The following is a 26,954-nucleotide window of genomic DNA, read 5'->3' on the forward strand; positions in this document are numbered from 1 at the left end:
TCAACCGCGCCCGCCGCTTGCCCGTCCGCTACGAACGCCGCGCCGACATCTACGAGGCCTTCACGTTCCTGCAGGCAAGCCTCATCACCCTCCGCCAGATCAGGCGGTTCTGTTAGGCGCTCTAAGCCGTAGGGGTCACGGAATTCTCACCTCACCCTCGTGCGGGCGGATCAGAGTTTCCCCCCGTACCCCGGCCTGCCCATTCCCTCCGCAGCGAACGCAAGCCCCGCCGGGTCCCCTGCCTTGAGCTGGCCGCCGAGCCGGCGCCACGCTGCCCCGAGGCCGGCCTTCCCGCGCCAGGAGCAGTACCGCCGCCCGGCACCTTGGGCCCACCACTAGGCCAGCCGCCTGCCCGCCCTCGGGCCGTCCTCGCGCCGCGCTACCAAGCCCCTTCACCCGCCACCCGAGCACCCAGCCGCCGAGCGGCCCCGCCATCAGTTGCACCTTGTCATCACGCATCATTGAGCGTCGATGGGTATTGACACGGCGAGTCCCGGGACTCAGCCTAAGGGGACCACCGCCGAGGGCCGCCCCGTGACCACCTACGTTGCCTACTGCCGCGTGAGCACCGACAAGCAGGGTCGCTCCGGGCTCGGCCTCGAAGCCCAGCAAGCCGCCATCCAGGCCCACCTCAGGCCCACCGACGTGCTCCTCCAGCCGCCCTACGTCGAGGTTGAGAGCGGGAGGCGGACCGATCGCCCGCAGCTCCAGGCCGCCATCGAGCGCTGCCGCAAGACCGGCGCCACGCTCCTCATCGCCAAACTAGACCGCCTCGCCCGCAACGTGGCCTTCGTGTCGAGTCTGAAAGACAGCGGGGTTGAGTTCCGTGCCTGCGACTTCCCGGACGCCAACCGGCTGATGGTTCACATCCTAGTGGCCTTCGCGGAGCATGAGGCGGAGATGATCTCCCAGCGGACGAAGGCAGCCCTGGCGGCGGCCAAGGCGAGGGGGACGAAGCTCGGAGGCGACCGGGGCTATCGGCCTGAGGCCCCGCCTACGGCCGACGACGTGGCCAAGGCGACCGCGGTGAGGCAGCGCAAGGCGGACCATAAGGCCTTCGCGGTGCTGCCGGTCCTGGAGCGGTTGCAGGGGGATGGCGTGGTGGGCCTCAATGAGCTGGCCCGAAGATTGAATGAGATGGGCCACCCGACGCCACGGGGGAATGGGTCGTGGACCGCCACGGCGGTGAAGCGGGCTTTGGCGCGGGTGGCGGTATGAAGACGGGTATTGACCGCTTTGCCGAGAAGGGACGGCAGACCAGCATCCGCGTGAGGCAGCAGCGGGCGGTGCATCACGCTGCCGAGCTAGCACCTGTCATCGCCGAGGTGCGGTCTGCGGGTACGACGACGTTGCAAGGTATCGCCGTAGCCCTGAACGAACGCGGTATCCCGACCGCTCGGGGTGGCCGATGGTCCGCCGTCCAGGTGAGTCGCGTCCTCGCCAGGACGGTTTGAGGCGAGGGTTGAAGAGGCGGCAGCCCGGCACCCGTGAGGGGGCGGAACGCGGGCACTAGACTGCCGCCGAGCCGGGGCAGGCCGAAGGGGCCTGCGGGCGTGGGAGAGGGGTAGCTGCGGGAGGGGCCTTCGGGATGTGCGAGGGCGCACGGGGAAAGCCGGGTGCTAAATGCTCGGCGCTTTGACCTAGATTAACGCGGGACCAAATGCGGATGGTCAAGCTTCCCGAGGCTACGCCATTCAGGCCGCCTGAGCAGGGGGCTTGCAGCATGCCCTGGTACTTCTTCGAGATGCACGACGCGTCCGGCTCGCCTAACTACCGATGCGGCGTTGAGTGTGCTGATGCGCATGCGGCACGGGCGCAGGCAGTGCGGTTGCTGTGCGAGTCGGCCCACCACGCGGCGCAGAAGGGCTTCCCCGAGACGGCATCCACTACGGTACGGGATAGCGAGGGCGGGATTGTGCTGCGCGTGAAGCTCGCGCTGACATCGGAATGGGAGCCTGAGACAGCGGAACGCCCGCCTGAGAGGCCGACTTAGGGGGCAGGGTTGTCGCAGCGGCGGGCCGGGGCGTTCCCTCCGATTGGAGACCCGACCCGCCGACCTCGCCGAGAAGGCCTATTCGCCGAGGTGGCCGACCCTCGCGCTGCATGGGTGAGCGCACAAGCCGTCTACCTGGTCTAAGTCGGGCCTCGGCAACCTTGCGCCCAGGCAGCAGAACGCCCGCCAGAAGGATCAAGCCTCGGCGGGCGTCAAGTTGTCGTGATACGTCAGATATGGGAGCTTCCCACGGAAGCCCAATGCGCTCGAACTACGGCGGTTCCAGCTTGGTGTGGCCAAGGCCTGAGGCGGCGGGCCGGGTTGCTTCCTCCGCTCCGAGGCCTGGCCCGCGCGTGACGCCAGCCGATAGGCCTGGAGGCGGCAGGGAGGACGTGACAGCCAGCCCAATGATTGCCGGTACGGCCAGTTCCAGCACGGCCGAGAGTTAGCAGTTAGACAGCAGAACGCCCGCCTAAGGGATAGGACCTCGGCGGGCGTGCTGTAGTTCGGATAGGGGAATCCGCTGCTTGCGATCGACAACGTGGGTCCAACGGCACCGGTTCCGGCTGGGCCAGGCGCTGGTCGCGAGATGGGTTCGGGTAGGAAGCTAGGCGTCGGGCTTCGGGTGCGGTGCCGGGTCGGGCTTCGAGCGGGCAGCCTCGCGGCGCTCCAGCTCGGCAAGGACGGCATCGCTAACGGGCTTGGGGAGGCCAAAGGCCAACCCCTCCGGCACCTCCCTGCCATCCCCCATGACATCGTGCTGAGGGTATCTCAGGAAAGCCTCGGGACCACTCCCCCCTAAGCCCCGACACTTCGCCACCCACGCCGCCACCCCACGGGGAGGATGGTCGCGGGATAGTAGCCCGACTGGCACCAAGGGCAGCGCGGCCAACACCATGAGGTGGTCGCGAGAGCCCACCGGCAGCCGCCAGGGCATCACGACATCCCGGAGGCCACCACCCCGACAACCCGAGGGTGCTCACCAGGGGGCACTCCCGACTTCACCCGCAGTACCCACTACCCCAGCCACCACCCCACGCAAGGGTTAGTATCGGCATGGTAGAGAGGGACCACCGATACCCACTTGGGGCCGCAAGGATAATCTCGCTATTAACTCCCCCGACAACCACCTGACATCAGACCAACTCATTCGACCAGACCGATGCAGAAACCTGGAGCGTTGGCATGATCTCGAATTGTCGGCATTTCTGCTAAATATTTTCTTGACACTCTCAAGCCGGACGTGGCACGAAGCGGTCGCCGAGAGACGAGTTGCGCGGCCTCCCCTTTCACATCTGCGGGTCAACAAGTCAGCCTGTCGAGGGACTGAGCGAATGTCGTTTCCCTATTTGGCCGTGAGCAATGGGGCCACCGCGCGAGCAGCTCCGTTGGTGCGCGTCAATCAGAAGGTGCTTCAGGTCGCCCGCGAGGCTGCCTCTCGGAAGCTCTGGTGGCTGGGCGTGCCGATAGAGGGCGAGTGGGCGCCTCCGCCGCTGCCACCGGCCAACGTGGTGTGCATCAACCAGCACCCTCACAGCGACTTGGCTATGGGGCTCACAGCCTTCACCAAGGGCAAGGCAATCGAGGAGGACGATGGCGGCGCGGGCTGGCTGGCAGTTCAGCTTGCGCTCTGCGCGGGCAGGCCTCCAGTTCTAGATGACTGCGTCCGTTGGGTCTTCGAGCACGAGGCCCGCTGGCGCAAGATCGTGGCGGATCCTCTGGCGTCGGCCTATTGGCAAAATATGCCGAAGCCCTGGCAGTGCCTCGCAGCAATCTTCGAGTGGATCGCCCTCCTTGATGCCGGGTATGGCTTCGTCTCGCACCTCGCGGTCTCGGTGAATGCGGCGGCGCTGCCGGTGAAGCGAAATGGCGACCCGCTCCGCGAGGTTTGCCTAGACGAGAATATCGAGGGTGGGCTCGCCTACGCCGCCGTCGAGACGATAAAGGATGGCTGGACGGTTATCGGAGTGAGCCCGGGTGTCTTCGCGACGCACGCGCAGGATGCTCCCAGGCTCGCGTGGTGGCTGGCGGGCGGGCTTGATTTCGCTGGTTCGGAGGAGGCGCAGGGGACTGGGGTCTTGCCAGACCGGCACCACCCGCCAGAACTCGCCTATTGTCAAGCCTGAGGCAAGGTGCTAGGCGTGGGGTTAGCCACTCTGCGTTTTGCACCCGCCGTCCTATGGCTACGGTTGGGGCCCTGATCCGCAAAACGAGCCGGTCGAGCATCGCTCCTGGCACGGGGACCTGGACAACCCCTGGCATTCGCCGACTTCGTGAGGATGCATCCTCGTGCATCACCCCGCAGCGCGGCGAGCAAACTTCCCCCCTTTCACGAGGATTGCCCTCATGTCTGATAGCAAATTTGTCTCTTCCCCGCTCATCACGCCGGAGCGTCTAAAGGGTGATCGTCAAGCAGCCTTGAGCTTGCTCCCCGATTGGGCTCAGCATGGCGTAGACCTAGGCGACGATATAGAAGCCGAGCTTTCTAAGTTCGTCGTCATCGTCCACGGCAAGGGCACAGACCCAATCACAGTCGAGCTACCCTTAATCAGCACAGTGATCCTGTGCGAGTTGACCCGCCACGGGAACAGCATCGTTGCGAACCCCAATCGGCATGGCGGTGAGGTCTACGTCAAGCTGAGCTTCGCGAGGCACGCAATGGATACCATGCCGATCTCTCGAATTATCCTCAATGCTACGGAGAAGAAGGCCGTGCGGCAATGGGCGGGCCCGGGCAAGCTTGACCCGGACTACTTGGAGCTGGCCGGAGCTGGAAACGCCAAGAAGGCGGCCCGTGCGGTAGCGGTTAAGCACGCCGTCGAATTGGCGCGGGATGCAGGCGCGGACGCGGCGGAGTACGAGGCCAATCTCGGGCGCTTGTTCTTGATGCATGACGAGCTGGTGCTGAAGCTCGCCGACTACTGATGCCTGCCCCGTCCGGTCTCCGCAAAGAACGGGCACGGCTCCAGGCCCGCATCTCCTCCCCAGCAGAAGACCACCATCAACGCTGCACCATCCTAGGGTGCGGTCGGCCGACAATGCGGGCCGCCGGGGTCGGGCTCGGGGCCTCCCTGTGCAAGTACCATAACGAGCGGAGGGCCCGGCACGGGTCCCCGTTCGCTCCGCCGATCAAGGCCACCGACCTTCGCCCCTACGTGAAGACCGCCCTGTCGTGGATACGGGAGCGGCAGAAAACTGACCCGACCATCGCCCACGTTCTCCAGTGCCTCGATGGTCTCCTATGGGGCTCTAGCGGAGGCGGGCCGGCGCCCCGGGCGAGCGATATCAAGGGCCGGTCACCGAAGTACCGGGCGAGGGTGGCCTTCGCTCGGCTGCATGCCGCCAAGGTGCCGCCCGCCCGGTTGCTCGCGGTTCACCTCGGGATGGCCGCGTGCATCGAGGATGACCGGGAGGCCCACCGTGTGCGGGAGTTCCGCATCGTCCAGACCGCGAAGGCGCTGCACCGGTTGGCATCAGGCTCGCATTGGCGGTGGGAGATGCCGCTCTCGGATGGGACCACGGCGCCAGCCGGGCTGCACGTCTACCCGCGTTCCAGCGGCCGGGTGCTCCGGTTCATCGGGGAGGAGTTGGACGAGATTTGCCGGATGGTGACCGAGCGGGACCAGGAGGCCATCCGGCAGCTCAAGCGGGAGAAGCACGGCCCGCACCCGAGCCAGATGCCTGGCTGGAGACCAACGTGGCAGCGCAAGCTGATCGCGGCGCGGGGATACTGAAAGGGTCACGCCCGGGTGTGTGATAATGTTACAGCGCTCGGGTCAGCACAGTTTGAGGGGCTTCAACCCCTCGAACACCCTTCGCGCGACTCCAAGCGGGATGGGTGGGTCCGGTTCGACCCGCAGAAGCGTGCCGGCTCCGCCCGGCTGAAGACCGCGATCGCCACGCTCATAGCCGACCTTGAGGCCCATGAAGCCCGCCTCAAGCCCCGCAAGCATCGCCGGACTCAGACCGCCCTCACGAGCTACCAGCTAGCCGCGGAGGCCATCGCCGCCAACCTGCTATGGAGCACCCTGGACCCGTTAAGCCGCCCTTTAGCCGTACCCCGGGATGCAGCAACCCTCCGGGGCAAGAGCCGCTATAAGCCGGTCTGCTACGGGCTCGCATTCACCGACGTGCTCGACCTTCTAGCCCACCCGGAGGTGGACCTCGCGCACGACCTGACGCGCGGCTACAGCTATAAGGGAGGCCATTCCGCCCCGTCCACCGTTCGGCCTACAGCAGCTTTCCTGGCCAGGTATGCGCCCTCAGACCTCGCATGGCAGGACCTCCGGCGGGAGGCCGATCCCGAGGTGCTGATCCTCAAGGAGCCTAGGGAAGGCCGTGAGGGCGGAAAGCGGCGCATCGAGTTCGAGGATACGGGTCGGACGAAGAAGCTCCGGCGGAATGTCGAGCGCATCAACAGCTTCCTGCTCCGGGCGCCAATCTTTCTCTTACCGGGGCCGCCTGGCGGGGACCTCGACACGCTGGGCCAACCAATGGACCCGTCGCGCCGGACGGTGAAGCGGGTCTTCAACGATGCCTCTTGGTTGAAGAACGGGCGCTTATACGGGGCATTCTGGATCAACATGCCGAAGGTAGACCGCTTCCAGCGCCTTCGCCTCGGGTCAGCCGCGCACCCGGAGGGAGAGCCGATTGTCTCCTGCGACTTCAAGCAATTCAACGTCCGGGCGACGTACCATCTCGCCAACCAACCCGTCCCGCCCGGTGACCTCTATGACATCGAGGGCGGAGGCCGAAACAGAGAGGCGTACAAGAAGCTGACGAACGCCATGCTCAACGCGGGCAAGCGCCTCCAGAACCTACCCCGGGACGTGCAGGCAGCTCTGCCGCCAGGGTCTAAAGCTAAGGATTTCATCGCGGCCATCGAGCGCTACCATGCTCCCATCGCACACCGCTTTTGGACGGGCGTAGGGTTTCAGTTGGCCGCCATCGAGAGCGCAATCCTCATCGATTGCCTGCACGCGCTGCACAAGGAGAACGTCACCGCCCTACCCCTGCACGATGCGATCCTATGCCCCCGGTCGGAGGCGAGCCGCGTGTGCGACGTGATGGAGATTGTGTCGGGGCTGTATGGGGAAGGGCTACGCGCACGGCCGTCAATCGAGGAATATCATTCATCATCAGTGACTTAGTGGGCTTCGAGTGGCTTTGGTGTTTGCTTTATGCGGGTAGGGCCATGAGGTGGTAGCTACTCCAGCCAATCCCCTCGCCCCGGCCACCTCTCTCCTCCCTGCCTTAAGGCAGACTTCATGCCTTGCCGCAGGGCGGCCTTACAGACCCCCTCAGGCTAGTGGCGGTGAAAGATCACTCCTCATCCTAGCAGCTTGGTGCAGCCCCTTGGAGGGGAGGGACATAGGGAGCCGATGATGGCGAGGGACCGTGCTGAAGGTCACCTTCTTGCTCCTTCCTCTGAGTGGGTCACCTTCAGCACTGCCTCCAGCAACAGGCTCGATGCCACCCCAATGCCACTCCTGCGGTGGTGGGTTGGGAGGAGAAGGGGTCTAGGAACCTTCAGGGACCTGGGAGCACCTCAAAGCCCTCGTGATGGGCGTGGCTCGGATGATGGGGGTCTATGAAAGTCGAGAGGCGACCGGACGGCGTAGGCTCGGCGCCGAGGGCGTGAGGATGGCTGGGAGTCGGGCTTCATGCCCGCTCCCCGCTCGCTACAACGCTTAGTCCTTCAGGTCCTTCTCGATGTCGGCAAGCAGCGCCAGGTGCTCCTTGATCTGGCCACGGGCGAGCTTGGCAACGCTCAGGTTTTCACGATCCTTGCCGGTAGCCAGATACGCCTCCTGGATTTTCAGAAGCTCCTGGTGGCCCTCAATCTGACCCTTGATATATTCCTTGTCGAAGGCCGATCCTGCCTTAGCGCTCTCCAGTTTCTCCAGCATCGCCTTGCCCTTGGCATCGAGCTGGCTGGTGACTTCTGCATCGGAAGGTGGCTTCACTTGGCCGCTAGCTGCGACGGTCTGGTCTCTCATCCCCTTCAGTACGTCCGCAATGGTCTCCTGCTCTGCGACCTCGAACTGAGCGAACTGCTTGACATCATCGTCCTTGGCCTTCTTCAAGGCCACCCGGCTGGCCGACAGAGACATCGACCCAGCCGCCAGAGTGTCAGCAGCGTGCTTGGCCTCAGCCTCGCCCATCTTCGCACCTGTGTTCCCGGAGGTGGACGAAGCCGAGCTGGTCGGGTTCTGAGCGAAGGCCACGTTGATGAAGGAAGGGATCGCGATAGCCGAGGCGAGCGCGGTGATAGCGATACGGCGGTTCATGGGCATTCCTCGTTGGTGCTGAAGGGCGACTAAGCGCCGGCACCAACTCCGGGGGAGTACCTATGTTTCGGCGTCATTGACGCATGGGGGAGCAACCCTGCTGCCGGAATGGTGGCTCAATGCCCACCTTGACCGAACCAACCGGCCCGTGGCGTGTTCACTCTTCGTTCTCGATGATTCGGACGGAGGGCACACGATGCTGGCGAGACACACCGGACCCGCTGAAGGCCCGCCCTCCGCTCCCGCCGGTGCCTCATGCCCCGTCGAGGCAATCGCTGCGGCCTACCTCTCGCAGACCTCAGGCGACCCGGCGCTTGCCCTTCGGTGCGCCATCACGGATGCCTTGGCGGACCTCCTGGAAGCCGAGCGCCGGACCCGCGAGCGATCCCGCCTCATCTCCCGGGGCTTCGTCCGTGGGCGCCTGGACGACACCGGCGATGCGCTTTGACGATCCATCGCCGGCCCGACCGAGCAACCTCGCCGCGTATCCCTACGTGGTGGTCCGGGTGGCGTGTGCCCAATGCCCCGACCGGCAGGGGAGCTACAGGCTCGCGAGACTGGCCGCGAAGTTCGGACCGGAGACCCCGTTAGACGAGGTGCTGGACCGGATCGCGATGGACTGCCCCTGGCGGGACGTGCCGAGGGGAAGGGCAAAGAGCCAGTACGTGCCGAAGTGCAAGGCGCATTTCGTGGACCTGGAGCGGCCCGGGAGACCACCGGATTTGCCTCCGGGGGTCATGAAGCTGCGCGTGGTGCAGGGCGGGAAGGGGTGAAGGGGTCTGTTGATTTGCACGCGAGAGCTGTTGGCGGTGCGCTGCTACCCCGATAGAATTTCAGCGCCGCACTAGCCTGCCGCCTAATCAGAAGCACCGCCCTATGATGTCGATTGAAGACGTTCACCGGCTTCTGGAGGTGACGGAGGACGCACTCTCTTTGCTAGGCCAGTGGCGCCACGAGAAGATCGACGTAGGCGATATCGGTGATTTTTGTCTGGCGGTAGCGGAGATTCTGGAGTGGCAAACAGCTTACTCCGATGCGTCGGTGAGGCTCGGCGTTGCTGCCAACATCTTGACGCGGTACGCAAAATTTCGTGGCCCGTTTCAGGCTCGCGAAGCTACGGTAGTGGCGCAACGCATCAGGAGCTTCCTGAAGAGCCAGGACCAGGCGTCCGTGATGCCGTCTCAGGTATCCGCGCAAACGCCAGAGCAGCAGCAGGCCCGGAAGCCGGAGCCTATTGAGCAATCCAAGTTTGCCTTCCAGGCAGACGGCTGGATATCCATCCAAAATGATGTGCATGTTAAGCAAAAAATTATGGCCGTCTCCGTCCTGCTCGATAGCATCATAGAGCAGATTTCTCATTCTAATAACCGGAGGACCAGCGAGCTATTAGCGCTGTCGAGCGGGCACAGCTCATTGCCGTACTGGAGACGGTGTTAGCCGTGCTGAAGGCTCCCATGGTCGAGAAGGCGCTGATAAAGAAGGCGGACGGGCTGCTCGTGCGCGTTTCCAAGAAGGTGCTAGAAAAGCAAACTGAAGAGGGTCTCGGCTCGCTCGTCGATCTGGCACTCGAACAGCTCAGAAGTCTGCGGGATATGTTTTGGCCGTAAGTGTCTCGCAGCGGTCACTCAGCCTATCAGTTTTTGTTTTTTGCCCCCGGCGCCTCGCCGCCCCCCGCCTTAGGCCACCTCAGACCCCGCACCACCTCAGGCGCCTCAATCTTTGCCATCTCGGCCGCCATCGCCTTGAGCCCGAAGCCTCTCCCGTAGCCCCGCCCGACGCCTCCTCCTCCGGCGTGCCCAGTCAGGGCATCGTGCATCTCCTCATGCAGCCCCGCATCCCGGGCCATCCGCTTGAAGGTGTGCCGGAAGGAGTGGAAGACTTTCGAGCCGTCCTCGATGCATGCCTTATCTCGCAGGTAGCGGTTGAACCACTTCGACCAAGGCCCCGCCCGGCGCCCCTCGCTATCCGCCTCGACGTGCGGCCATAGGGGCGCCTCCAGGCCTGTGCCAGCGTCCAGAAGCGATTGGCGGTAGCGGAGCAGACCGGCGGCCTCCAGGGCCGGATGCAGCGGCACCTTGCGGCGTGAGCTGGCGGTCTTGATGCTCCGCCCACCGGCCGTCCCGATGTCGAGGTACCAGACCCCCGTCTCCGCATCCTTCGCCAGGTCGGCCACGCGGAGTTGGGCAAGCTCGCCCTGCCGGGCCCCGGACAGGAGCGCCAGGAGCGGGAACCAGAAGGCAGCCTCACCGCCGCCGCCCTTCGGCCGCTCGCCCTGTCGATAGACCCCCGTGTCGAAGATGGCCTTGAGGTCCCCGTTGCCGAATTCCTGCCGACCTTCCTCGCCTCGCTCATCGATTCCGAGCTTGATGCCCTTGCCGAAGGGGTTTCTGAAGCCTGGCACCGCGTCCAGCCGCCCGGCCGCCTCAGCGTGGCTGATGATGGCCGCGAGGATGGTGAGGGTCTTGTTGACCGTGGCTGCGTGGACCGGCGGGTAGACCTTCAGGTCCTTGGCCAACAGCTCGCGCATCGGGAGCCGCTTCAGGTTATCGGGGAGGCGGGTGGGCACCGTCGCCAGCGCATCCCGAAAGTCCCTGGCCAGCTCCCGCGTGAGGTCGCCCAGGCGGATGTCTCCGTGCCACTCCGTTAGACGACGCACGGCGTAGGAGGCTTCCAAGAGGGTCCTGTCGGACGGTTTCTTGCCGCCCCGGGCACCGCTCCCCGCCTTCCAGGCCTCGAACGCCTCGGACAGCTTAGGGCCCTTGCTGGCGGCAGGCGGGACAGGAGGGGCGGGGGTCTCGACCGGCTCGCCCTCGTGGCGCTGCAAGAGGAGACCGTAGGCCCGCACATGGGCCTTGAGGATCACGAGTCCAACCGCGTGGTAGGCGTCGGAGGCGGGATCGATGGGCAGACCGTGCGTACGGAGGAACGCCCGGCACTCGCCGTCCACGATCTCGGGGTCTACCCGCGCGAGCGCCTTACGGTAGGCAGCGTGCTGGGCCTCAAGCTCACCGCCGAGTACGTAGTGGTAGTCCTCCGCCATACCGCGGGGCTTGAGCTTCGTCAGGTCGGGCCATTTCGCCCGCTCCTCGGGGGTCTGGAATTGCTGCCGTGGGTCCAGCTCCAGCCGCTCCAGCTCATCGACGGCGAGGAGACCGGCCAAGACCTCGGCCTCAATCTCAGCATCGGAGGGGAGCGCAGGGGAGCTTCGTGGCGCCTCGATGGGCTCGCCGCGCATGGCCCGCTCGGCCAGCGCGAAGTCCGCCTCACAGTCCGAGAGACAGCGGGCGAAGGGCTGCTTGGCCTTCCGCTCCTCCTTCGTGCCGAGGCTTTTTGTCCAAGCCGACTTGCCCGTCCACGGGGCCGGCATGAAGGGCCGCAGCGCCTTTGGGACGATGCGCCGGAAATAGTAGGTGCCGTGGCGGTCCTGAACGCGGTAGGTCATCCGTGCCATGAGTTTGTAGCACCGGTTTGTAGGACCGGCGGCTCGCAAGGCACTGATTGTAGCAGAGTTTCAGCCGTATCAACGGCTTGCGCCCGCATGGCGCGCCCTACGGGATTCGGGGCGCGTCGTCACAGAACGTTGATTTTTCTAGCGTTTTCCCGGTCGCGCGTAGCAGCAGTGTAGCACGCTTATGTGGCGCGGGTGTAGCACTATCTCGGAACGCGGCACGATGTCAGGGACTTCTAACCGTCGCCCCAGCGGCTCCAAAGCGTTCCTCGACATGGTTGGCTGAACGACGAGTTCGATACCGACCTCCGGCGGGAGCGCCAGATGGCCGGCATCACCATGGCCGCCAGCGTCTACATCGACGGCTCTACAAACTGTCCCCCAGGGTGGCAGTTGATCACTTGAACGCCCCCTATCACAGTTCGATCGGCAGAAACCAGACGACGTTCCGCACTCTCTCCAGCACCAGATCCTCGGTGCCGACCGACGTATCGCGTAACCAGCCGCACAAGCGACGCCCGATCACGCCAAAATCTTCGTCATACCGAAGGACACACCCGCCGATCGAGACCTGTACTTGCAAATCAAAGGTGAGGGGGTCGCGCTCATATGCGATGATCTCGTCGCGTGCGCGTAGGAAGCCATGAAAATTTTTCAGATCGAATATCGCTGCGAGAACGAGATCATCCCACGACGGCATTTCGCCGTAGTATTTCCCGAACCAATGGGTCCCGGCGTGATGATGACGGGCGAGGCGGGCGAGCAGAATGTTGAAAGCCTCGCGGTGATAGCGCACATGGTCCGCCTGCATCGCGTGGGCGAGATCGCGCTCAAGGCAATCTAACTGCCACTGGGCGCAGCGGTCCCGGTCGATCGTCGCCGACAGCCGGCCGACAAGCTCGCCGGCAGTGATAAAATCTTCAGCGTCGAACCCTAGCAGACGGTAGAGGTCACGCCGCCTCTCCCGTTCCTCATCCGCCATCGTGCGCCCTTCGAGTCCGACCGAAGGCACTCGCAATCGGAGTAGCACGTCCCGGATGAGGTCGAGCCCAGACGCAGGGGAAGCCTCCGCATCAGGTAACGCAGTCCGGGTGTCCGGCGCACCGAATATCGACGGACCTACGGTGGCCGGCACCGCGCTCGCCGCACCTCGTAAGAAGGTGCGGCGATGGAGCTGCGCGGATGGAGGATGACGGCTTACAGCACCGTCCGCTGCCGTGCTGCAAGCGTGTGGGCTCGCACCAGCAGCCGAAGCAGCCGACCCCATTGTATCAGGGTCGCACATCGTACGCCGCGAGGCCGGCTCAACCTGAGTCAAGGAAAAATCGGCCATAATGGGCGCTCACGAAAGGGAGGCATCGCGCAGTCTTCGTCGGAACGGCGGGGGCTGCTTATTACTCGTCGAGCACCCACCCGTCCTCTATCAGGGCTTCTACGGTCGGATACGAACTACATGCCCCAGAATAGCAGTCCTCTAGGACGATAGGGTTCGGCCAGCCCTGGACCGGCGCGACGATCTTCGCAAACCGCCCGTCGACATTCTTGAGCCTGACGCCCACTGAGAGAGCAGTCAGCTCGACCAGTGTGGAGGCCGTCAAATCTCGCAGGCGCGTGGACCAGGAATCCGCTGGCAGCGAAACGTTGTGCCCACGCTGTTTGAGCAAGCGCATCAAAGCGAAGGTCGCGTTCTTCGCAGAATTCATACACACGTCCGGGGGACGGCCAGCCGGATGCTTTGCAGATACACAATCGAACTCCATATCTGGCAACGTCCATACCCGCACTCCGTCAATGCCGAAATCTGACATGTGTGCGTTGGGATACATGCTGTAGAGCAATTCTTCATACCAGTTTGGGCCATGATTGACGCCAATGAACAGTAAAACTCCATGAGGCGCAAGAAATTTCATTTCCTCATGGAACAAATTAAACTGCCAGGCAGCGTAAGCGTCGAAATCGCAATTGGGGTGATGGCGAACAGCGACGCTGTTGTTGATAGGTGTCCGAAGCTGCGACTTGCATAAATTCGACCAAGCCACGGAGAGGTTGCCGGCTCGGCCGAAGCGCGCACAGAACAGGTTGAACGCATTCCAGAAAGGCCCACCGGCTGCGTAGTGGGCAGCTATATCGTTCCCGTCGAGTTGACCCCACGCGCGATACGGATCGGCCTGAGCTAGAGGGATCGTATTCCGCAGAGTCTCCTGTCCCATGACAAGAAGCCGGGTTTCGCTCTCGAAATAGCTGGGATGGACGGCGACGGCCTGCGGTATGCTGAGATCGGCCAGGAACTGCGGGTGCAGCACGTTGGGGGCATTGGCACTCTGCACAGCCTCGATGTACGCCTGTCTGTAGGCGCCGACATCCGTGAGCCAGGTCATGTGTTCGTTTCCTCCAAACTTCATGCGCGGATGCGCGGGAACACAACAACTGCAACGGCCGTAACGCTCGCCTCGACCGAGGCCGTCGCCAGCGCGGGCCGGCCTTCGGCACCTGCGACGGCCTGGAAGAAGGCGTCGAGCTCGGCCAGCGTCAGGCGCTCGGCCTCGTCCTCTGCGGCGAGTTGGATGACGAGCAGGCCGCCGTCGAAACCGTCCGTGGCTGCCCGTGAGATCCACGCGCGGAGGGCCGCTGCCATCGCAGCATCGCCGCGCCCCGGGAGCAGGACGGCGCGTGCGCGGGCTCTTTGCCCCGACGTCGGACCAGCCATTGCGAGCATCTCCGGCAGGTCGAGCCCGATCAACAGATTGCCCGTGAGGACGAGGGCGAGCGCCTCTGCGAGACCGGCGAGGCTAGCCGCCTCGGCCGCGATCACGAGGTCGGCCGGTGGGAGCGACCCAGCTCGCGCGAGGCCGGCGGCGAGCGTCTCGTCGCACAGGACGAGACGTGTCCGCGGCTTCACATGCGCGAACCGGGTCGGAGTCGCCGCCGGCTCGGCCGCGAGCCAAGGCGCGTCGTAGATCACGTCCAGTTCGTAGTCCGGCCACGCGTCGATGAAGAGGCTCGCGCTCGCGAAGGGAGGAAGCGGACGGCCGAGCGACTGCACGACGATCGAGGGGATTGGCACGCGCACGCGGACCACCTCGCCTGGCGCGAACGTCGCGAAGAAGCCTCCGCCCCATTCCGGCTGGGCGAACATGCCGACCGTGGCGAGCGGAGCGTCTCGCCCACGGACGAACCCGGGTGGAGCGTCACCGATCATCGTTCCTCCCAGCGACGCTTGGGAACGCGCCGCAGCGGTCGCAGGGCCACCATCGCAGATCTCTGACGTAGAGATAGCGGCGCATCGGCGCCGCGCCAGCCACACGGAAGCGAGGGGCGACTGCGCTCTTGATAAGCGTCCCGGGCATCACGCGACCGACGACCAGCCGGCGCGGACCAGTGCCTCCAAGTGCTCGTACTCGCTGACCTCGCCGGCGCGCCGGTCCACGACCCGCAGGCGGCCCTCGAGCAGGTCATCCGCCGCGATCATGCCGGATTGTCCGTCCTCGTGCTGGAGGTGGAGGCCGTCCGCCCCAACAACGTCGACGTTGATAATCGCGGCGAACTCGCGCGCCACCGCGTGCGCGATCCGTGTCTCGTCGGACGACGACATGCCGCACCTCACCGGGTAAAGCCGATCGGCGCACGCGCGGCACCCGGCTTGGCGTCCGTCTCTGCCCTGAGCAGGGCCAGGAGGCCATCGGGCTGCCGCTCCCCGAGCAGAGCCGCCTTCCTGGCCACCAGGGCGAAGTCGCCGGGCGTCAGGCGGTCGAGGCCGTCGAGGGCCGGCGGCGGCTCGGCGCCGAGGTAACGGCGGAATGCCGTGCGGGCCTGACTCCAGTCCATCGCCCGGAACTCGACCTTGAACAGGAACCGGCGCAGCGTGGCCGGATCGAGGCTGTCCATGAGGTTGGTGGTGCAGGCGAACGGGTGGGACGCTGCCTCCATTCGGGCCAGCATCTCATTGACCTGGCTCACCTCCCAGCGCGCCCGCGCGCCTCTGCGGTCGCGCAGGAACGAGTCGGCCTCGTCGAGGATCAGCATGGCGCCCCGGTCGGCGGCCTCCTCGAACGCCGCCGCGATCGCCGCCTCAGTCGCGCCGAGCCACATCGACAGCAGGTCGGAGGCGCGGCGCTCGACGACATCGATCCCGAGCCGTGCCGCGAGGTGACGCGCGTAGGCGCTCTTGCCGGTACCCGGCAGGCCGTGGAAGCAGAACGACAGGGCCCGCCCCGGGCAGGCCGCCACGCGATCAGCCAGATGCGCGAGGTCGATGTCGGCGCGCGACAGCCCCGGGTCGAAGGACGGGGCCGCTAAGCCGACGGTTGCCGGGCCGCTACCCATGGCTTCGGCAATGGAGCGCGTGGCGAGTTCCGCCGCGGACACGCCGCCGCCCGTCAGCTTCGCAGCCCGCACCCCGGCGTCCAGGATCGCCGGCGCAGCACTGAGCGCGCAGAGCCGGTCGAGGTCCGCGCTCTCGAGGCGCAGCTTCCGCTGAGCCGCGATGCGCGCCAGCATGACCCGGCGGCCCGCGCGACCGGGCTCGCGCAGGCGGATCGCCAGGGACATCCGCCGCATCACCGCGGGCCCGAGGCGCTCAGGATGGTTGGTGATCCAGACCGTCGGCGCCTCGGTGGTCTCGACGAGGCGGTTCATGAACACCTTCGACCCCTGGCGCTTGGCGCCGTCGTTCTCGTCAACGCCAGCGAAGACGTCGTCAGCCTCGTCCATCACGAGGATAATACGCCCCGCTCTGCCAGCAAGCGCGCGCGCCACCGCGAAGGCGGCGATGCGCTCCTGGCGCGTAGGCTCCCCGTCGTCCTCGTCGGCCTCTCCGACGAAGCTCGCGCTAGCGTCGAGGCGGGTGGCCAGCGTTCGGGCGAACTCGGTCTTGCCCGTCCCGGGAGCACCGTGCAGCAGGATGTTCACGCCCGTGGCGCCGTCGCGCAACGCGGCCCCGACGAGCCGCTCCGCGAGGTCGCGGACCGGCCCGAGATGGGCGAAGTCCTCCCATGCGAGCGTGGCGCGCGGCGCGCGGCCGAGCAATGCCCTGCGGAGGGAATCCTCCCGCGTCGTGGTCATCCGGGCGATGCGCATCACCGTCTTCGTGGGCGCGTAGTCGCCGCCGTTGCGGTCGTCGACCAGGCCGAGCAGCCGCAGCGGGCTCGCCGGTCGGAGGCGCGTGCGGAGGACCTCCGCAGGCCTGCCGGTCAGGGCGGCCATGGCCGTCACGTTGATCTCGTCGTGGCCGGGGTAGTTCTGGGCGATGGCGCCGCCGAGACCGTTGAGTGGCCGGAACAGGGTGACGCGCACGCACAGGGCGAGGATCTCGGCATCGATCGCGCCGAGCGACAGGGTTCGGCAGAGCCAGTCGAGGCGCTTCTGAAGCGGCGACGACGAAACGGGCGGGCGAGTTCCCCCAAGCTGGTCTAGGAGCGGGCCCATCGCAGCCCAGGTGGCGCGATCGACTCTGCCGACGGTCATGTCGAACACGTCCGGGTCGATCCCGTCCGGCGGCTCGCAGCCGAGCCGCAGGGCGTTGTCGACGAGCCACTTGGCCAGCTGCCGGTCGGGTCGCCGCGGGCGGGCCGCTTCCCGCGAACGCGGCGCCTTGAGGGCGGCGAGCGCGTAATGCCGCATCATGGTCTGCTCGTACCCATCCATCGCCTTCCGATCCCGTTCCAGACGGGTGTAGACATGCGATGCGACAGGATCGGACGTATGAGGTCTCAATGCGGTGGGAGCAGGCGGCCAAGCTCATCACGCTCGCGCGCGACCTAGCGGGAACCCGCGAGGGGCTGACGCTTGGCGAGATGGCCGATCGGGCCGGTGTGGGGCGGCGCACGGCCGAGCGAATGCGAGACGCCCTGCGCGACGTGTTCCCCGCTCTGGAGGAGGTACCGGATGGGCGCGGCAAGCGTTTCCGTATCGCCGGCGGGCTCTCTGCCTTTGCTGTCGCGCCGACGCCCGACGAGCTCGCCGAACTAGAGGCTGCCATCCGGCAGCTCGCGCAGACCGGGAACGATGCACGGGCGGAGTTGCTGCGCAGCCTCGGCCGCAAGGTGCGCGCCGCTCAGAAGGCCGAGGCCCTCCGCCGCCTCGGGCCCGATCTTGAGGCGCTGCTCTCGGCCGAGTCGCTCGCGATGCAGGCGGGTCCTCGCCCGCACGTCCCGTCCAAGATCCTGGCGGTGGTACGTGAGGCAATCAAGGCGTCCGTGACGATGCGCTTCCTCTACCGGGGAGCCCAGCGCCACGTCGATCCATGGGGTCTACTGCTCGGGCGCGTGCCGTACCTCGTTGGTCCGGCCGTGGGACAGTCTGAGCCGTTCTTGTGGCGGCTGGATCGTATCGATGAGGTTACCCTCGCTGACACAGGCTCCAGCCGTCAACCAGATTTCGACCTCAGGGCCTACGCTGCCCGCTCGTTCGGCATCTACCAGGAAGAGCCACAGGACATCACTCTACGCTTTATGCCACATGCTGCGGAAGAAGCTCGAGGTTTTCTTTTCCACCCCAATCAAATCTTTGATGAGGAACCGGATGGCTCGCTTACTGTCCGCTTCAGAGCCGGGGGCCTGCTTGAACTCACGCACCATCTCTTCACCTGGGGCGATAGCGTCGAAATCCTTACCCCACTGTCCCTTCGAGAATTGATGTGTGCCGAGCTGCACCAAGCGATGGAGCAACACGGCAAATCACTTACACTTCCGGTTCCGTAGGCCACTCTTATGCGATGGTGAACAAGATCCGGAGAAGCGGCGTAGACGTCGTTCGAAGCGTCGAAGCCGCCGGCGGCCCAGTGTCAAGCGACCGGGCCAGGGTCAAGGCCATACAGCCTCGAGGCCGGCGTCAGGCCCCGGTCACACGCCAGACCACGTTGCCGACGTCGTCGGCCATCAGCAGCGACTGATCGGGACCGAGCGTGACGCCAACTGGCCTGCCATAGGAGACACTCTCGTCGGGCGCCAGAAAGCCGGACAGGATGTCGCGAGCCGGTCCGGACGGGCGGCCGTTCTCGAACGGCACGAAGACCAACTTGTAGCCGCTCAATGTGCTGCGGTTCCAGGAGCCGTGCTGCCCGATCGCCATGCCATCCGGGAAGCCGGGCAGCGTTCCTGCCGGTACCCAGCAAAGACCCAGGGATGCAGTGTGGCCGCCCAGCGCATAGTCCGGTGTGATCGCGCGGGCGACGGCGGTGGCGTCCTGCGGCACGCGGTCATCGATTGTCTGCCCCCAATACGAGTACGGCCAGCCATAGAACCCACCATCCTGCACGGATGTGAGATAATCCGGGGGCGTCTCGTCGCCCAACCCGTCGCGTTCGTTGACCACCGTCCACAGCACGTTCGTGCTCGGTTCCCAGGCGAGGCCGACAGGATTGCGCAGTCCCGAGGCGAAGATGCGGCTCGTGCCGCTGGCGAGGTCGAGTTCGTAGACGGCCGCGCGGCCCTCTTCGACCGCCATGCCATCGTCGCCGATGTTGCTCAGCGAGCCGACGCCCGCATACAGCTTTGACCCGTCCGCGCTCACCAGCAGGCTGCGTGTCCAATGGCCGCCGGGCTTGAAATCGACCAGCTTGCGGCCAGGCCCGGCAATTCTGGTGCTGCCCCCGGCGTAGGGAAACACGACGATGCCGTCGGTGTTGCCGACGTAGAACTTGTCCTCCACGAGGGCCATGCCGAACGGCTGGCTGAGGCCTGTGAGGAACGGCTCGCACGTCTCCGCCACGCCGTCACCATCCGTGTCGCGCAGCAGCGTGATGCGGTTTGCACTGACCCCCGCGGCGCGGGCGCGCTTCATGGTTGCGGTCATGGCGTGGTCGAACAGGTGCCGCATGACCTTGCGCGGCTCGCCGGACGATTCGGCGACCAGCACATCCCCATTCGGCAGCACATGAAGCCAGCGGGGGTGGTCCAACCCGGTGGCGAAGGCATTGACCTTCAAACCGGGAGCAGCGACCGGAAGCTGCCCCGGTGACCACCCGCGTGCTGAGGGCATCTTCAGCGTCATGATCCGACCCTGCGGTTTTGCGGTCGGAATGGTGGGCGCACTGCCCCAGGCAGGTTCGTAGCTGCCATCGCGAAATTGCCGCAGCCTGGACGCGGCTCCACCGATCAACGAAACACCGCGTGCGAACGCATTCGACAAGCTCAACGACCCTCTCCCAATGATTGTTACCTGATCGGCTGGAGGCACCTGGGCTGGGTACGGCCGCCGGAACCGGTTCTAGACGGGCGCTGCCGAGGAAATGGAACTACGCCGGCGGCGCGACCGCCTTCCCAGGATCATAATCCACATCGCCATCGCAAGAGCCCGATCGATACCACGCATGTTCAAGCGGATCACGGGTGGAGGACTGGAGCGCGACCTGGAGGCCGATCTTGGCCGCGGAGCCGCGCCGTTCCGGGTCGACACGCTGCGATCAGCCAGGCGGCGGCGTGCCTGAGGCGCGACGGGAGCTTCCTTCCGAGAGCGCCTGACAGAACCTCTGGATCTGGTGCAGGGTGATGATGCTGGCCTGTAGCAGCGTGAAGGCCTCGTAGATGCCGGCGCGCCGCTCATAGCGGACGGGCAAGCGGCGGGCGCCGTTGAACCAGGATGGCTGCACTCGACCACCCAGCGATACCGCTCGAGCCTGTCAGTTCGCTTGATGCCGCGCCGGGCAATCCGCGGTCTGATCCCGCGTGCCCGGCACTCCCGACGCCGCGCTCCGGCATCACCCGACAAAAGCCCATCCGACGTGCTTCGGCCGCTGGCCTGATAGCACCGCTAGTCGAGCTTGGCTAATGATCTCGGGATGTCCGCTGGTACCCCCGCAGCAGACTTCGCGAGGGGAGGGGGGCCAACACATCTCTGGTCTTCGTCGCTGGCCGTGCCCCTGACGGTCCCACGTACACTAGCAATTCAGATAATGCATCAGGACGTTTTTTTCGGATCGCAGAGCTCCTCTGACCGGGATGTCGCTCGGTAAGCTGGGCGTGATCGTTGTTCGAGGCGCCTTGGAACGACGCCTCGCATATGGTTGCCACGGCAACAAAATGGTTGCTATGGCAACATAATCGTGCGAGCATCGGGCATGAGAGCGTTCAATCGCCCACCTCGGAGGAAACGATGCGCAGGGCTCGGCAATGAATGGGTGCCGCGACATCATCGTCGTTGGAGCCGGTCAGGCAGGTTTCCAGGCGGCTGCGTCGCTGCGTGAGGCGGGCTTCGACGGATTGCTGACGATCGTCGGCGACGAACCCGTCGCGCCATACCAGCGTCCGCCCCTCTCGAAAGCCTACCTGGCGGGCAAGGCGACGGCGGGGACCCTGGCGCTGAGACCGGCGAGCTTCTACGCCAACCATCGCATCACGCTCAGGCTCGGCGAGCGGGCCGCCCTTATCGATCGGCCCGTCCAGCAGCTCGAACTCACATCGGGCGAGCGGTTGGGTTATGACCACCTCATCCTGGCCACAGGAGCCCGCAATCGTTCCCTGCCGGTTCCTGGGGCCGACCTTGCCGGTGTGCTCCAGCTTCGCACGCTGGCGGATGCCGAGGACGTCCAGCGGTATCTGGCTGGCGTCGAGAGCGTCGTCGTCGTGGGGGCCGGCTTCATCGGCCTCGAATTCGCATCGGTGGCCGCGGCGCGCGGGATTGCCGTCACGGTCGTCGAGTTCGCCGACCGAGTCATGTCGCGGGCGGTCTCCCGACCGACCTCAGCCTTTTTTCGGGACGCACACGAGGCCGCCGGGATCCGGTTCGCCTTCGGCGTGGGCGTGGGCCGCATCACGGGAGCGGACGGGCACGTCACCGCTGTCGAGACGACCAACGGCCGCGTGGTCGCGGCCGATCTCGTGCTGGTCGGCATCGGTGTCGTGCCGAACGTGGAACTCGCGGCGGAGGCGGGTTTGGCCGTCGCCGACGGTATCCTGGTCGACCACGCCCTTCTCACGTCGGACCCGTCCATCTCGGCGATCGGCGACTGCGCCACGTTCCCGAACTCCTTCGACGGGAATGCACCGACGCGCATCGAATCGGTTCAGAACGCCGTCGACCACGCTCGCTGTGTCGCTACCCGTCTCGCCGGACGGGCGGCATCCTACGCTGCCCTGCCCTGGTTCTGGAGCGATCAGGGTGGCTGGAAGCTGCAGATCGCCGGTCTGGCGAACCCGCACGATCTGACCGTGACGCGCGGCGACCCGGCACAGGGAGCGTTCTCGGTCTTCTGCTACCGGCACGACCGCCTCGTCGGGGTCGAGTCGGTGAACAGGCCTGCCGACCACATGATCGCACGGCGGCTCATCGCCGAGCGCCTGCCGCTGGTGCCCGATCAGGCGGCCGACCTCGCCCTCGACTTGCGGGCGCTGATCAGAACTGCCGCGGCTGCCTGAGCGGAGCGGCCTGTCCCATCTCGATCAGTCCCGACGTTCGCGCCGGGATGTCCCGGACATCGTCACGGCTGGCAGGTTCGCGTGCAGGCGGTTGAGAAGATCGATCAGGGTGTCCCGCTGCTCGGGCGTCAGGCAGGCCGTCAGACGTCGCTCGCGCTCCAGCGCCACGACGATGATCTCGTCGTGCAGCGATTCACCCTGCGGTGTGAGGCGGATCAGGCGTCGGCGCGCGTCGGACGGGTCCTCGTCGATGGCGACGAGATCGCGCTTCTCCATCGAGGCGATGGTCCGGCTCACCGGCCCCTTGTCGAACCCGATCACTTGGCAGATCCGGGCGGCCGATATGCCGGGCTCGATGGCGAGCAGGGACATGATCCGCCACTCGGTGACGTTGACCCCGAAGCGGCTCTGATAGGTGGTGCTGGCGCTGTGCGACAGCTTGTTGGCGACGAAGGTGAGAAGCGCCGGCACGTACCGCTCGAGGTCGAGCCGCAGCCCAGGCGTCGCGTCCGTGGCCGGTGCCTGGTCGATTGCTCGATCCCTGGCGCGTCTTGCTCGACCCGATGGCATCGTCTCTCCGCTGCGCTGTCGATGCTCCATCTTATGTCTCGACGGATCGGCCGCGTCCAGGCGCACATCTCCGTTTAATGGGGAGATTCTGGCCAATCTTTCGCGTTCGATACATACAAAATAGCAATAAAACATGGAGGATCGCTCATGATAAAGCCGTCACATATAGCGAATTCTGCTGCGCCACCGGCCGTCCCGCCGGTCGATGTCCATGGTACAGGCGCCGCAATCGTCGACATCGATCCCTTCTCGATTGAGTTCTTCGAGGATCCCCACCGCATCCATGAGGCGTTGCGAGAGGCGGGGCCGGTGGTGTGGCTGCCGCGCTGGGGCGTGCACGCTGTCGCGCGCTACGAGGAGGTGCGGGCCGTGCTGCACGATCCGGCGATTTTCTGCTCCGGCCGCGGCGTGGGCCTGAGCGACTTCGCCAAGGAGAAGCCCTGGCGGCCCCAAAGCCTGATCCTGGAAGCCGATCCGCCGGCCCATGGACGCACGCGCGCGGTGCTAAGCCGGGTCCTGTCGCCGGCGGTCATGAAGACCCTGCGCGAGCGGTTCCAAGCGGCTGCAAACCAGCTCGTCGACAGGCTCCTGGTACGTCGCGAGATCGATGCGGTCGCCGATCTCGCCGAGACCTTCCCGCTCTCGGTCTTCCCGGAGGCGGTCGGGCTGCGAGAGGACGGGCGCGAGCACCTGCTGCCCTATGCGGGTCTCGCCTTCAACGCCTTCGGGCCGCCCAACGAGTTGCGCCAACGCGCCTTCGAAACCGCGGCACCCCACGTCGCATGGGTCATGGAGCAGTGCCAGCGCGAGAACCTGAAGCCTGGCGGCTTCGGCGCGGCGATCCACGCGGCCGCGGATACGGGCGCCATCACGCACGAGGAGGCACCGCTCCTCGTGCGCTCGCTGTTGACGGCGGGCCTCGACACGACGGTGAACAGCATCGGGGCCGCAATCTACTGCCTGGCCCGCTTCCCCGAAGCCTGGGCCGCGTTGCGGGCCGATCCGACCCTCGCCCGCGCGGCCTTCGAGGAGGCGGTGCGGTTCGAGAGCCCGGTCCAGACCTTCTTCCGCACCACGACCCGGCCGGTCGAGATCGGCGGGGTGCATCTCGACGAGGGCTCCAAGGTCCTGATGTTCCTGGGCGCCGCCAACCGCGACCCGCGCCGCTGGAGCGACCCCGGCCGCTACGACCCGATCCGCTCGACGGTCGGCCATGTCGGCTTCGGGTCCGGCATCCACATGTGCGTCGGCCAGCTGCTCGGCCGTCTCGAAGGCGAGGTGATCCTGTCGGCCCTCGCCGCGAAGGTCGGCTCGATCGCGATCACCGGACCGGTCGTGCGCCGGTACAACAACACCCTGCGCGGGCTCGAGCGCCTGCCCGTCACCCTGACGGCCGCCTGAAGGACGACCATGCCATGCCGACCATCACCTTCATCCGCCCGGACGGCACGCAGCGGGAGCTTGCCGTCGCCGAGGGCACGAGCCTGATGCAGGCCGCGACCAACCAGGGCCTCGATGGGATCGTGGCCGAGTGCGGCGGCAACGCGATGTGCGCCACCTGCCACGTCTACGTCGACGAGGCCTGGTCCGAGCGTCTGCCGCCCCTGTCCGACGACGAGGATGCCCTGCTCGACGGCGCTGCCGCCGAGCGCCTGCCGACGAGCCGGCTATCCTGCCAGATCATCGCGACCGCCGCCCTCGACGGACTGGTGGTACGTCTGCCCGACCGTCAGGTCTGAGCGGCTTAAAATATCAATTTCAACGGGAGGAAGACGATGCGTACGGTGACACGGGCCATGCTGCTCGCAACGACATTGCTCACGGCGGGTGCAGCAAAGGCGGAGATTTCGGACGGGGTGGTCCGGATCGGCGTGCTGACTGATATGTCCGGCCCGTTCCAGGACACCAATGGTCAGGGCTCGGTCGAGGCCGCCCGCATGGCAGCCGAGGACTTTGCCGGCGGGGGCAAGGGCATCCGGGTCGAGATCGTCGGCGCCGACCACCAGAACAAGGCGGATGTCGGTTCGTCCATCACCCGCAAGTGGCTCGACGTCGAGAAGGTCGACGCGGTGGTCGACGTACCGAACTCCTCGGTGGGATTGGCCGTCAACGCGCTCCTGCGCGACACCCGGATGGCGTTCCTGGCTTCGGCCACCGCCACCTCGGACCTCACCGGCAAGGCCTGCTCGCCCAACACGGTGCAGTGGGTCAACGACGCCTGGGCGACCGGCAACACGACCGCCGCCGCCATGATGAAGCGCGGCGGCACGTCTTGGTACTTCCTGACCGTGAACTACGCGCTCGGCCAGGGCATCGAGTCGGAGGCCAGCGCCTACGTCACCCGCAATGGCGGCACCGTGAAAGGGGCCAGTCGCCACCCGCTTGGCACGGCGGACTTCTCGTCCCTGCTGCTGCAGGCGCAAGCGTCGGGCGCAAAGGTCGTCGGACTCGCCAATGCGGGTGCAGATGCGATCAATATCGTCAAGCAAGCCAATGAGTTTGGCCTGACGCAGAGCGGCCAATCGCTGGTGGCCTTCCTGGTCTTCATCAACGATGTGCACGCGATGGGATTGAAGGACGCACAGGGCCTTCTGCTGACCGAGTCGTTCTATTGGGACATGAGCGACGAGACTCGGACATTCGCGAAGCGGTTCGCGGCCCGGCCCGGCCAGGCGGGTAAGGTGCCGAGCGGCAACCAGGCCGGCGTCTATTCGGCCACGCTCGCCTATCTCGATGCTGTGGCACGCACCGGCAGCGATGACGCTCGAACCGCGGTGGCGGAGATGAAGCGCAAAGGCCCGCGCGACCAGCTGTTCGGCGACCTCACAGTCCGTCCGGACGGGCGAGCAATCCACCCGATCTACCTTTTCGAGGTGAAGAAGCCGGCGGAGTCGAAGGGCGCCTACGACTACTACAAGCTTGTCGACACAATCCCAGCGGATCAAGCCTTCCGGCCGCTCGCGGATGGCGGCTGCCCCATGGTGAAATAATCGATGGAGGCCCTTCCGCCGATTTGAGACTCGATCGGCGGAATTTATTGTATTTATCGGTCTTGTTTAATATCAACCATAAGATAAACAATCATTTAAAAATATTATTTTGTGATTGCGACAGGTGACAGAGACTGTTTGACTGGTAAAACGGCATAATTATTCTCCTCGTCATTCCGGGGCCGCGCAGCGGAGCCCGGAATCCAGAACCGCGGATGGTCCAGGATCAAGCGGAATGCGCTCCGCCTCTCTCAAAAACGACCTGAGTGTCTGGATTCCGGGCTCCGCTGCGCGGCCCCGGAATGACATCGAGGGTTTCAACTCCGTGAGATCCGATCAACAGGCTCTCACACAGGCATCGAACGCTCGCTACACGCGAAACTTGACCAGTCGCCGAAGGCTCGCTGAAGCGTGGCTACCGTCGCCCCGAATGGAAGCGGTGACGCCAGCCCTCCTCCAGCCTGCGCTCCTCCGCGGTGTCCTCGGGGACAGGCTCGAGACGCAGCAGGATCATCGCGAAGCCGTTCTGCTGGCGATAGACCTGCTCGTAGAGGGCCGGCGCGCGTAGGTCGCGCCTCACATCAATCCAGATGTCGGGACTGCACGCAGCGATGTCGCCCGCATTGTTCGGCCGATGCGGACCACTGTGATAATGCGACCGTGTCGGGACCGGACTACCGACCGCGCAGCCGATCTCCGGGAATGAGAGGCTGCGGTAGCACCGCTGCACCCGGCCGTTGCCCGCGACAACGATGGCGATCCGCTCGGGGTGGTACTGTACGTAAGCCCGAGCCGCCACCTCCTTGCCGACCGCGAAGTCGCGCGCGAGCATAAGAACGTGCTGCAGGTCGGGCTCGCGAAAGGCCTCCATGGCCCCCCGCAGCAGATGCGGGGGCATCAGCACGAGACTGGCGAAGCGGTTGGCCTCCATCTCCATGCGCTGTCGCGGATCACCCGGCTTCGCTGTGAGGCGTAGCAGGTCAGAACTCTTGCACAGAAACCGACCGGGCCGATCCGGAACGTGGTGCGCCATTAGGAAGTGGCCGAGTTCGTGTGCGATGGTGAAGCGGCGACGCGGTTCGCCCCCGCGCTTTGCGAGGATGGTGCCCACGGACCGCTTCGCGTCGGTGACGAGGCCGCCCTCGAACTCCTCGGTGTCGAATGTCTCGATTCCGAGGATGCCGAGACGCGCGCACAGCTCCTGGATCGGAACGGGCACCGAAAGGTCCGGCTCGGCCTGTAGGATGTGTTTAGCGAGCGCCTCCGGTGAGCCCGCATTCGCGATGTCTGTCCTGCTAACCGGCATCCGTG

The 26,954-nt window shown here is 65.7% G+C and carries 26 protein-coding genes and 2 pseudogenes; 17 read left to right on the forward strand and 11 right to left on the reverse strand.

Annotation, left to right across the window (positions count from 1 at the left end):
* The 8 genes and pseudogenes from FF100_RS27370 to FF100_RS27405 form a co-directional block, all read left to right on the forward strand.
* Window positions 1–116: pseudogene (locus tag FF100_RS27370) on the forward strand (IS5/IS1182 family transposase); the annotation flags it as partial.
* A 418-nt stretch (window positions 117–534) separates the two neighbouring features.
* A complete protein-coding gene (locus FF100_RS27375; protein ID WP_246102423.1) occupies window positions 535–1,218 on the forward strand; it encodes a recombinase family protein in 684 nt (227 codons plus the stop codon).
* The gene (locus tag FF100_RS27380; RefSeq protein ID WP_139038934.1) at window positions 1,215–1,454 is read left to right on the forward strand and encodes a recombinase family protein; all 240 of its coding nucleotides are present in this window, start codon (window positions 1,215–1,217) and stop codon (window positions 1,452–1,454) included. The genes FF100_RS27375 and FF100_RS27380 overlap by 4 nt, the downstream gene beginning before the upstream one ends.
* Before the next feature lie 290 nt (window positions 1,455–1,744).
* Window positions 1,745–1,993, forward strand: coding sequence for a DUF6894 family protein (locus tag FF100_RS38690; protein ID WP_425463362.1), 249 nt, complete (start codon window positions 1,745–1,747; stop codon window positions 1,991–1,993).
* 1,334 nt (window positions 1,994–3,327) lie between these two features.
* Complete coding sequence (locus FF100_RS27390; protein WP_139038935.1) at window positions 3,328–4,119, forward strand: DNA-directed RNA polymerase; 792 nt, start codon at window positions 3,328–3,330, stop codon at window positions 4,117–4,119.
* 220 nt (window positions 4,120–4,339) lie between these two features.
* Complete coding sequence (locus tag FF100_RS27395) at window positions 4,340–4,918, forward strand: hypothetical protein (protein ID WP_139038936.1); 579 nt, start codon at window positions 4,340–4,342, stop codon at window positions 4,916–4,918.
* Window positions 4,919–5,148: 230 nt separating this feature from the next.
* Window positions 5,149–5,727 (forward strand): hypothetical protein, encoded by a 579-nt coding sequence (locus tag FF100_RS27400; protein WP_139038937.1) that lies wholly within the window; start codon window positions 5,149–5,151, stop codon window positions 5,725–5,727.
* Between the two features lie 15 nt (window positions 5,728–5,742).
* On the forward strand, window positions 5,743–7,143 hold the full coding sequence (locus FF100_RS27405) for a hypothetical protein (RefSeq protein WP_139038938.1): 1,401 nt from the start codon (window positions 5,743–5,745) through the stop codon (window positions 7,141–7,143).
* Window positions 7,144–7,683: 540 nt separating this feature from the next.
* On the opposite strand, the gene FF100_RS27410 is transcribed toward FF100_RS27405, so the two are convergent.
* The gene (locus FF100_RS27410; RefSeq protein WP_139038939.1) at window positions 7,684–8,283 is read right to left on the reverse strand and encodes a DUF4142 domain-containing protein; all 600 of its coding nucleotides are present in this window, start codon (window positions 8,281–8,283) and stop codon (window positions 7,684–7,686) included.
* Between the two features lie 196 nt (window positions 8,284–8,479).
* On the opposite strand from FF100_RS27410, the gene FF100_RS38025 reads away from it, so the two are divergent.
* From FF100_RS38025 to FF100_RS37320, 4 genes are all read left to right on the forward strand, one after another.
* Window positions 8,480–8,731: a hypothetical protein gene (locus tag FF100_RS38025; RefSeq protein ID WP_139038940.1), complete on the forward strand. Its 252-nt coding sequence runs from the start codon at window positions 8,480–8,482 to the stop codon at window positions 8,729–8,731.
* Window positions 8,721–9,056 carry a hypothetical protein gene (locus tag FF100_RS27420; RefSeq protein WP_139038941.1) on the forward strand — a complete coding sequence of 112 codons (336 nt, stop codon included), beginning with the start codon at window positions 8,721–8,723 and terminating at the stop codon, window positions 9,054–9,056. The genes FF100_RS38025 and FF100_RS27420 overlap by 11 nt, the downstream gene beginning before the upstream one ends.
* 103 nt (window positions 9,057–9,159) lie before the next feature.
* On the forward strand, window positions 9,160–9,720 hold the full coding sequence (locus FF100_RS27425; protein WP_139038942.1) for a hypothetical protein: 561 nt from the start codon (window positions 9,160–9,162) through the stop codon (window positions 9,718–9,720).
* Window positions 9,721–9,722: 2 nt separating this feature from the next.
* A complete protein-coding gene (locus FF100_RS37320) occupies window positions 9,723–9,890 on the forward strand; it encodes a hypothetical protein (protein ID WP_171070353.1) in 168 nt (55 codons plus the stop codon).
* 26 nt (window positions 9,891–9,916) lie between these two features.
* Here the strand turns inward: FF100_RS37320 and FF100_RS27430 are convergent, their stop codons facing one another.
* The 6 genes from FF100_RS27430 to FF100_RS27455 all read right to left on the reverse strand — a co-directional run bounded on the left by FF100_RS27430 (window position 9,917) and on the right by FF100_RS27455 (window position 17,374).
* A complete protein-coding gene (locus tag FF100_RS27430) occupies window positions 9,917–11,734 on the reverse strand; it encodes a site-specific integrase (RefSeq protein ID WP_205825039.1) in 1,818 nt (605 codons plus the stop codon).
* 412 nt (window positions 11,735–12,146) lie between these two features.
* Window positions 12,147–12,713, reverse strand: a complete 567-nt coding sequence (locus tag FF100_RS27435; protein ID WP_139038943.1) for a hypothetical protein — start codon at window positions 12,711–12,713, stop codon at window positions 12,147–12,149.
* Window positions 12,714–13,125: 412 nt separating this feature from the next.
* Window positions 13,126–14,109 (reverse strand): hypothetical protein, encoded by a 984-nt coding sequence (locus tag FF100_RS27440; RefSeq protein ID WP_139038944.1) that lies wholly within the window; start codon window positions 14,107–14,109, stop codon window positions 13,126–13,128.
* Between the two features lie 20 nt (window positions 14,110–14,129).
* Window positions 14,130–14,930 (reverse strand): hypothetical protein, encoded by an 801-nt coding sequence (locus FF100_RS27445; RefSeq protein WP_139038945.1) that lies wholly within the window; start codon window positions 14,928–14,930, stop codon window positions 14,130–14,132.
* Window positions 14,931–15,077: 147 nt separating this feature from the next.
* Window positions 15,078–15,323, reverse strand: coding sequence for a hypothetical protein (locus FF100_RS27450; protein ID WP_139038946.1), 246 nt, complete (start codon window positions 15,321–15,323; stop codon window positions 15,078–15,080).
* Window positions 15,324–15,331: 8 nt separating this feature from the next.
* Window positions 15,332–17,374: an AAA family ATPase gene (locus FF100_RS27455; RefSeq protein WP_139038947.1), complete on the reverse strand. Its 2,043-nt coding sequence runs from the start codon at window positions 17,372–17,374 to the stop codon at window positions 15,332–15,334.
* Window positions 17,375–17,442: 68 nt separating this feature from the next.
* Here FF100_RS27455 and FF100_RS27460 point away from each other — a divergent pair, with 68 nt between their 5' ends.
* Window positions 17,443–18,429, forward strand: a complete 987-nt coding sequence (locus tag FF100_RS27460) for a helix-turn-helix transcriptional regulator (RefSeq protein WP_139038948.1) — start codon at window positions 17,443–17,445, stop codon at window positions 18,427–18,429.
* Between the two features lie 130 nt (window positions 18,430–18,559).
* On the opposite strand, the gene FF100_RS27465 is transcribed toward FF100_RS27460, so the two are convergent.
* A complete protein-coding gene (locus FF100_RS27465; RefSeq protein ID WP_139038949.1) occupies window positions 18,560–19,864 on the reverse strand; it encodes a PQQ-dependent sugar dehydrogenase in 1,305 nt (434 codons plus the stop codon).
* Between the two features lie 268 nt (window positions 19,865–20,132).
* Window positions 20,133–20,428 (reverse strand): annotated as a pseudogene (locus tag FF100_RS27470) (transposase); the annotation flags it as partial.
* A 410-nt stretch (window positions 20,429–20,838) separates the two neighbouring features.
* On the opposite strand from FF100_RS27470, the gene FF100_RS27475 reads away from it, so the two are divergent.
* Window positions 20,839–22,083 carry an NAD(P)/FAD-dependent oxidoreductase gene (locus FF100_RS27475; protein ID WP_139038950.1) on the forward strand — a complete coding sequence of 415 codons (1,245 nt, stop codon included), beginning with the start codon at window positions 20,839–20,841 and terminating at the stop codon, window positions 22,081–22,083.
* A 24-nt stretch (window positions 22,084–22,107) separates the two neighbouring features.
* Here the strand turns inward: FF100_RS27475 and FF100_RS27480 are convergent, their stop codons facing one another.
* Complete coding sequence (locus FF100_RS27480) at window positions 22,108–22,653, reverse strand: MarR family winged helix-turn-helix transcriptional regulator (RefSeq protein WP_139039009.1); 546 nt, start codon at window positions 22,651–22,653, stop codon at window positions 22,108–22,110.
* Window positions 22,654–22,800: 147 nt separating this feature from the next.
* Between FF100_RS27480 and FF100_RS27485 the strand changes: the two genes are divergently transcribed.
* From FF100_RS27485 to FF100_RS27495, 3 genes are read left to right on the forward strand one after another with little or no spacing between them, the layout of a single operon-like run.
* Window positions 22,801–24,054: a cytochrome P450 gene (locus tag FF100_RS27485; RefSeq protein ID WP_139038951.1), complete on the forward strand. Its 1,254-nt coding sequence runs from the start codon at window positions 22,801–22,803 to the stop codon at window positions 24,052–24,054.
* Between the two features lie 14 nt (window positions 24,055–24,068).
* Window positions 24,069–24,392: a 2Fe-2S iron-sulfur cluster-binding protein gene (locus FF100_RS27490; protein WP_139038952.1), complete on the forward strand. Its 324-nt coding sequence runs from the start codon at window positions 24,069–24,071 to the stop codon at window positions 24,390–24,392.
* 36 nt (window positions 24,393–24,428) lie between these two features.
* Window positions 24,429–25,643, forward strand: a complete 1,215-nt coding sequence (locus FF100_RS27495) for an ABC transporter substrate-binding protein (RefSeq protein WP_139038953.1) — start codon at window positions 24,429–24,431, stop codon at window positions 25,641–25,643.
* 415 nt (window positions 25,644–26,058) lie between these two features.
* On the opposite strand, the gene FF100_RS27500 is transcribed toward FF100_RS27495, so the two are convergent.
* Window positions 26,059–26,862, reverse strand: coding sequence for an ImmA/IrrE family metallo-endopeptidase (locus FF100_RS27500; RefSeq protein ID WP_246102425.1), 804 nt, complete (start codon window positions 26,860–26,862; stop codon window positions 26,059–26,061).
* Between the last annotated feature and the right edge of the window lie 92 nt (window positions 26,863–26,954).

Origin of the sequence: Methylobacterium terricola (assembly GCF_006151805.1) — a bacterium.
Taxonomy (GTDB): Bacteria; Pseudomonadota; Alphaproteobacteria; order Rhizobiales; family Beijerinckiaceae; genus Methylobacterium; species Methylobacterium terricola.

Bases quoted from the DNA above. Each gene is read 5' to 3' on its own strand.
- FF100_RS27425 (WP_139038942.1), top strand. From the start codon at position 9,160: ATGATGTCGATTGAAGACGTTCACCGGCTTCTGGAGGTGACGGAGGAC.
- FF100_RS27475 (WP_139038950.1), top strand. From the start codon at position 20,839: ATGAATGGGTGCCGCGACATCATCGTCGTTGGAGCCGGTCAGGCAGGT.
- FF100_RS27395 (WP_139038936.1), top strand. From the start codon at position 4,340: ATGTCTGATAGCAAATTTGTCTCTTCCCCGCTCATCACGCCGGAGCGT.
- FF100_RS27455 (WP_139038947.1), bottom strand. From the start codon at position 17,374: ATGGATGGGTACGAGCAGACCATGATGCGGCATTACGCGCTCGCCGCC.
- FF100_RS27485 (WP_139038951.1), top strand. From the start codon at position 22,801: ATGATAAAGCCGTCACATATAGCGAATTCTGCTGCGCCACCGGCCGTC.
- FF100_RS27445 (WP_139038945.1), bottom strand. From the start codon at position 14,930: ATGATCGGTGACGCTCCACCCGGGTTCGTCCGTGGGCGAGACGCTCCG.
- FF100_RS27480 (WP_139039009.1), bottom strand. From the start codon at position 22,653: ATGCCATCGGGTCGAGCAAGACGCGCCAGGGATCGAGCAATCGACCAG.
- FF100_RS27450 (WP_139038946.1), bottom strand. From the start codon at position 15,323: ATGTCGTCGTCCGACGAGACACGGATCGCGCACGCGGTGGCGCGCGAG.
- FF100_RS38690 (WP_425463362.1), top strand. From the start codon at position 1,745: ATGCACGACGCGTCCGGCTCGCCTAACTACCGATGCGGCGTTGAGTGT.
- FF100_RS27380 (WP_139038934.1), top strand. From the start codon at position 1,215: ATGAAGACGGGTATTGACCGCTTTGCCGAGAAGGGACGGCAGACCAGC.
- FF100_RS38025 (WP_139038940.1), top strand. From the start codon at position 8,480: ATGCTGGCGAGACACACCGGACCCGCTGAAGGCCCGCCCTCCGCTCCC.
- FF100_RS27495 (WP_139038953.1), top strand. From the start codon at position 24,429: ATGCGTACGGTGACACGGGCCATGCTGCTCGCAACGACATTGCTCACG.
- FF100_RS27490 (WP_139038952.1), top strand. From the start codon at position 24,069: ATGCCGACCATCACCTTCATCCGCCCGGACGGCACGCAGCGGGAGCTT.
- FF100_RS27410 (WP_139038939.1), bottom strand. From the start codon at position 8,283: ATGAACCGCCGTATCGCTATCACCGCGCTCGCCTCGGCTATCGCGATC.
- FF100_RS27460 (WP_139038948.1), top strand. From the start codon at position 17,443: ATGCGGTGGGAGCAGGCGGCCAAGCTCATCACGCTCGCGCGCGACCTA.
- FF100_RS27420 (WP_139038941.1), top strand. From the start codon at position 8,721: ATGCGCTTTGACGATCCATCGCCGGCCCGACCGAGCAACCTCGCCGCG.
- FF100_RS27430 (WP_205825039.1), bottom strand. From the start codon at position 11,734: ATGGCACGGATGACCTACCGCGTTCAGGACCGCCACGGCACCTACTAT.
- FF100_RS27440 (WP_139038944.1), bottom strand. From the start codon at position 14,109: ATGACCTGGCTCACGGATGTCGGCGCCTACAGACAGGCGTACATCGAG.
- FF100_RS27390 (WP_139038935.1), top strand. From the start codon at position 3,328: ATGTCGTTTCCCTATTTGGCCGTGAGCAATGGGGCCACCGCGCGAGCA.
- FF100_RS27435 (WP_139038943.1), bottom strand. From the start codon at position 12,713: ATGGCGGATGAGGAACGGGAGAGGCGGCGTGACCTCTACCGTCTGCTA.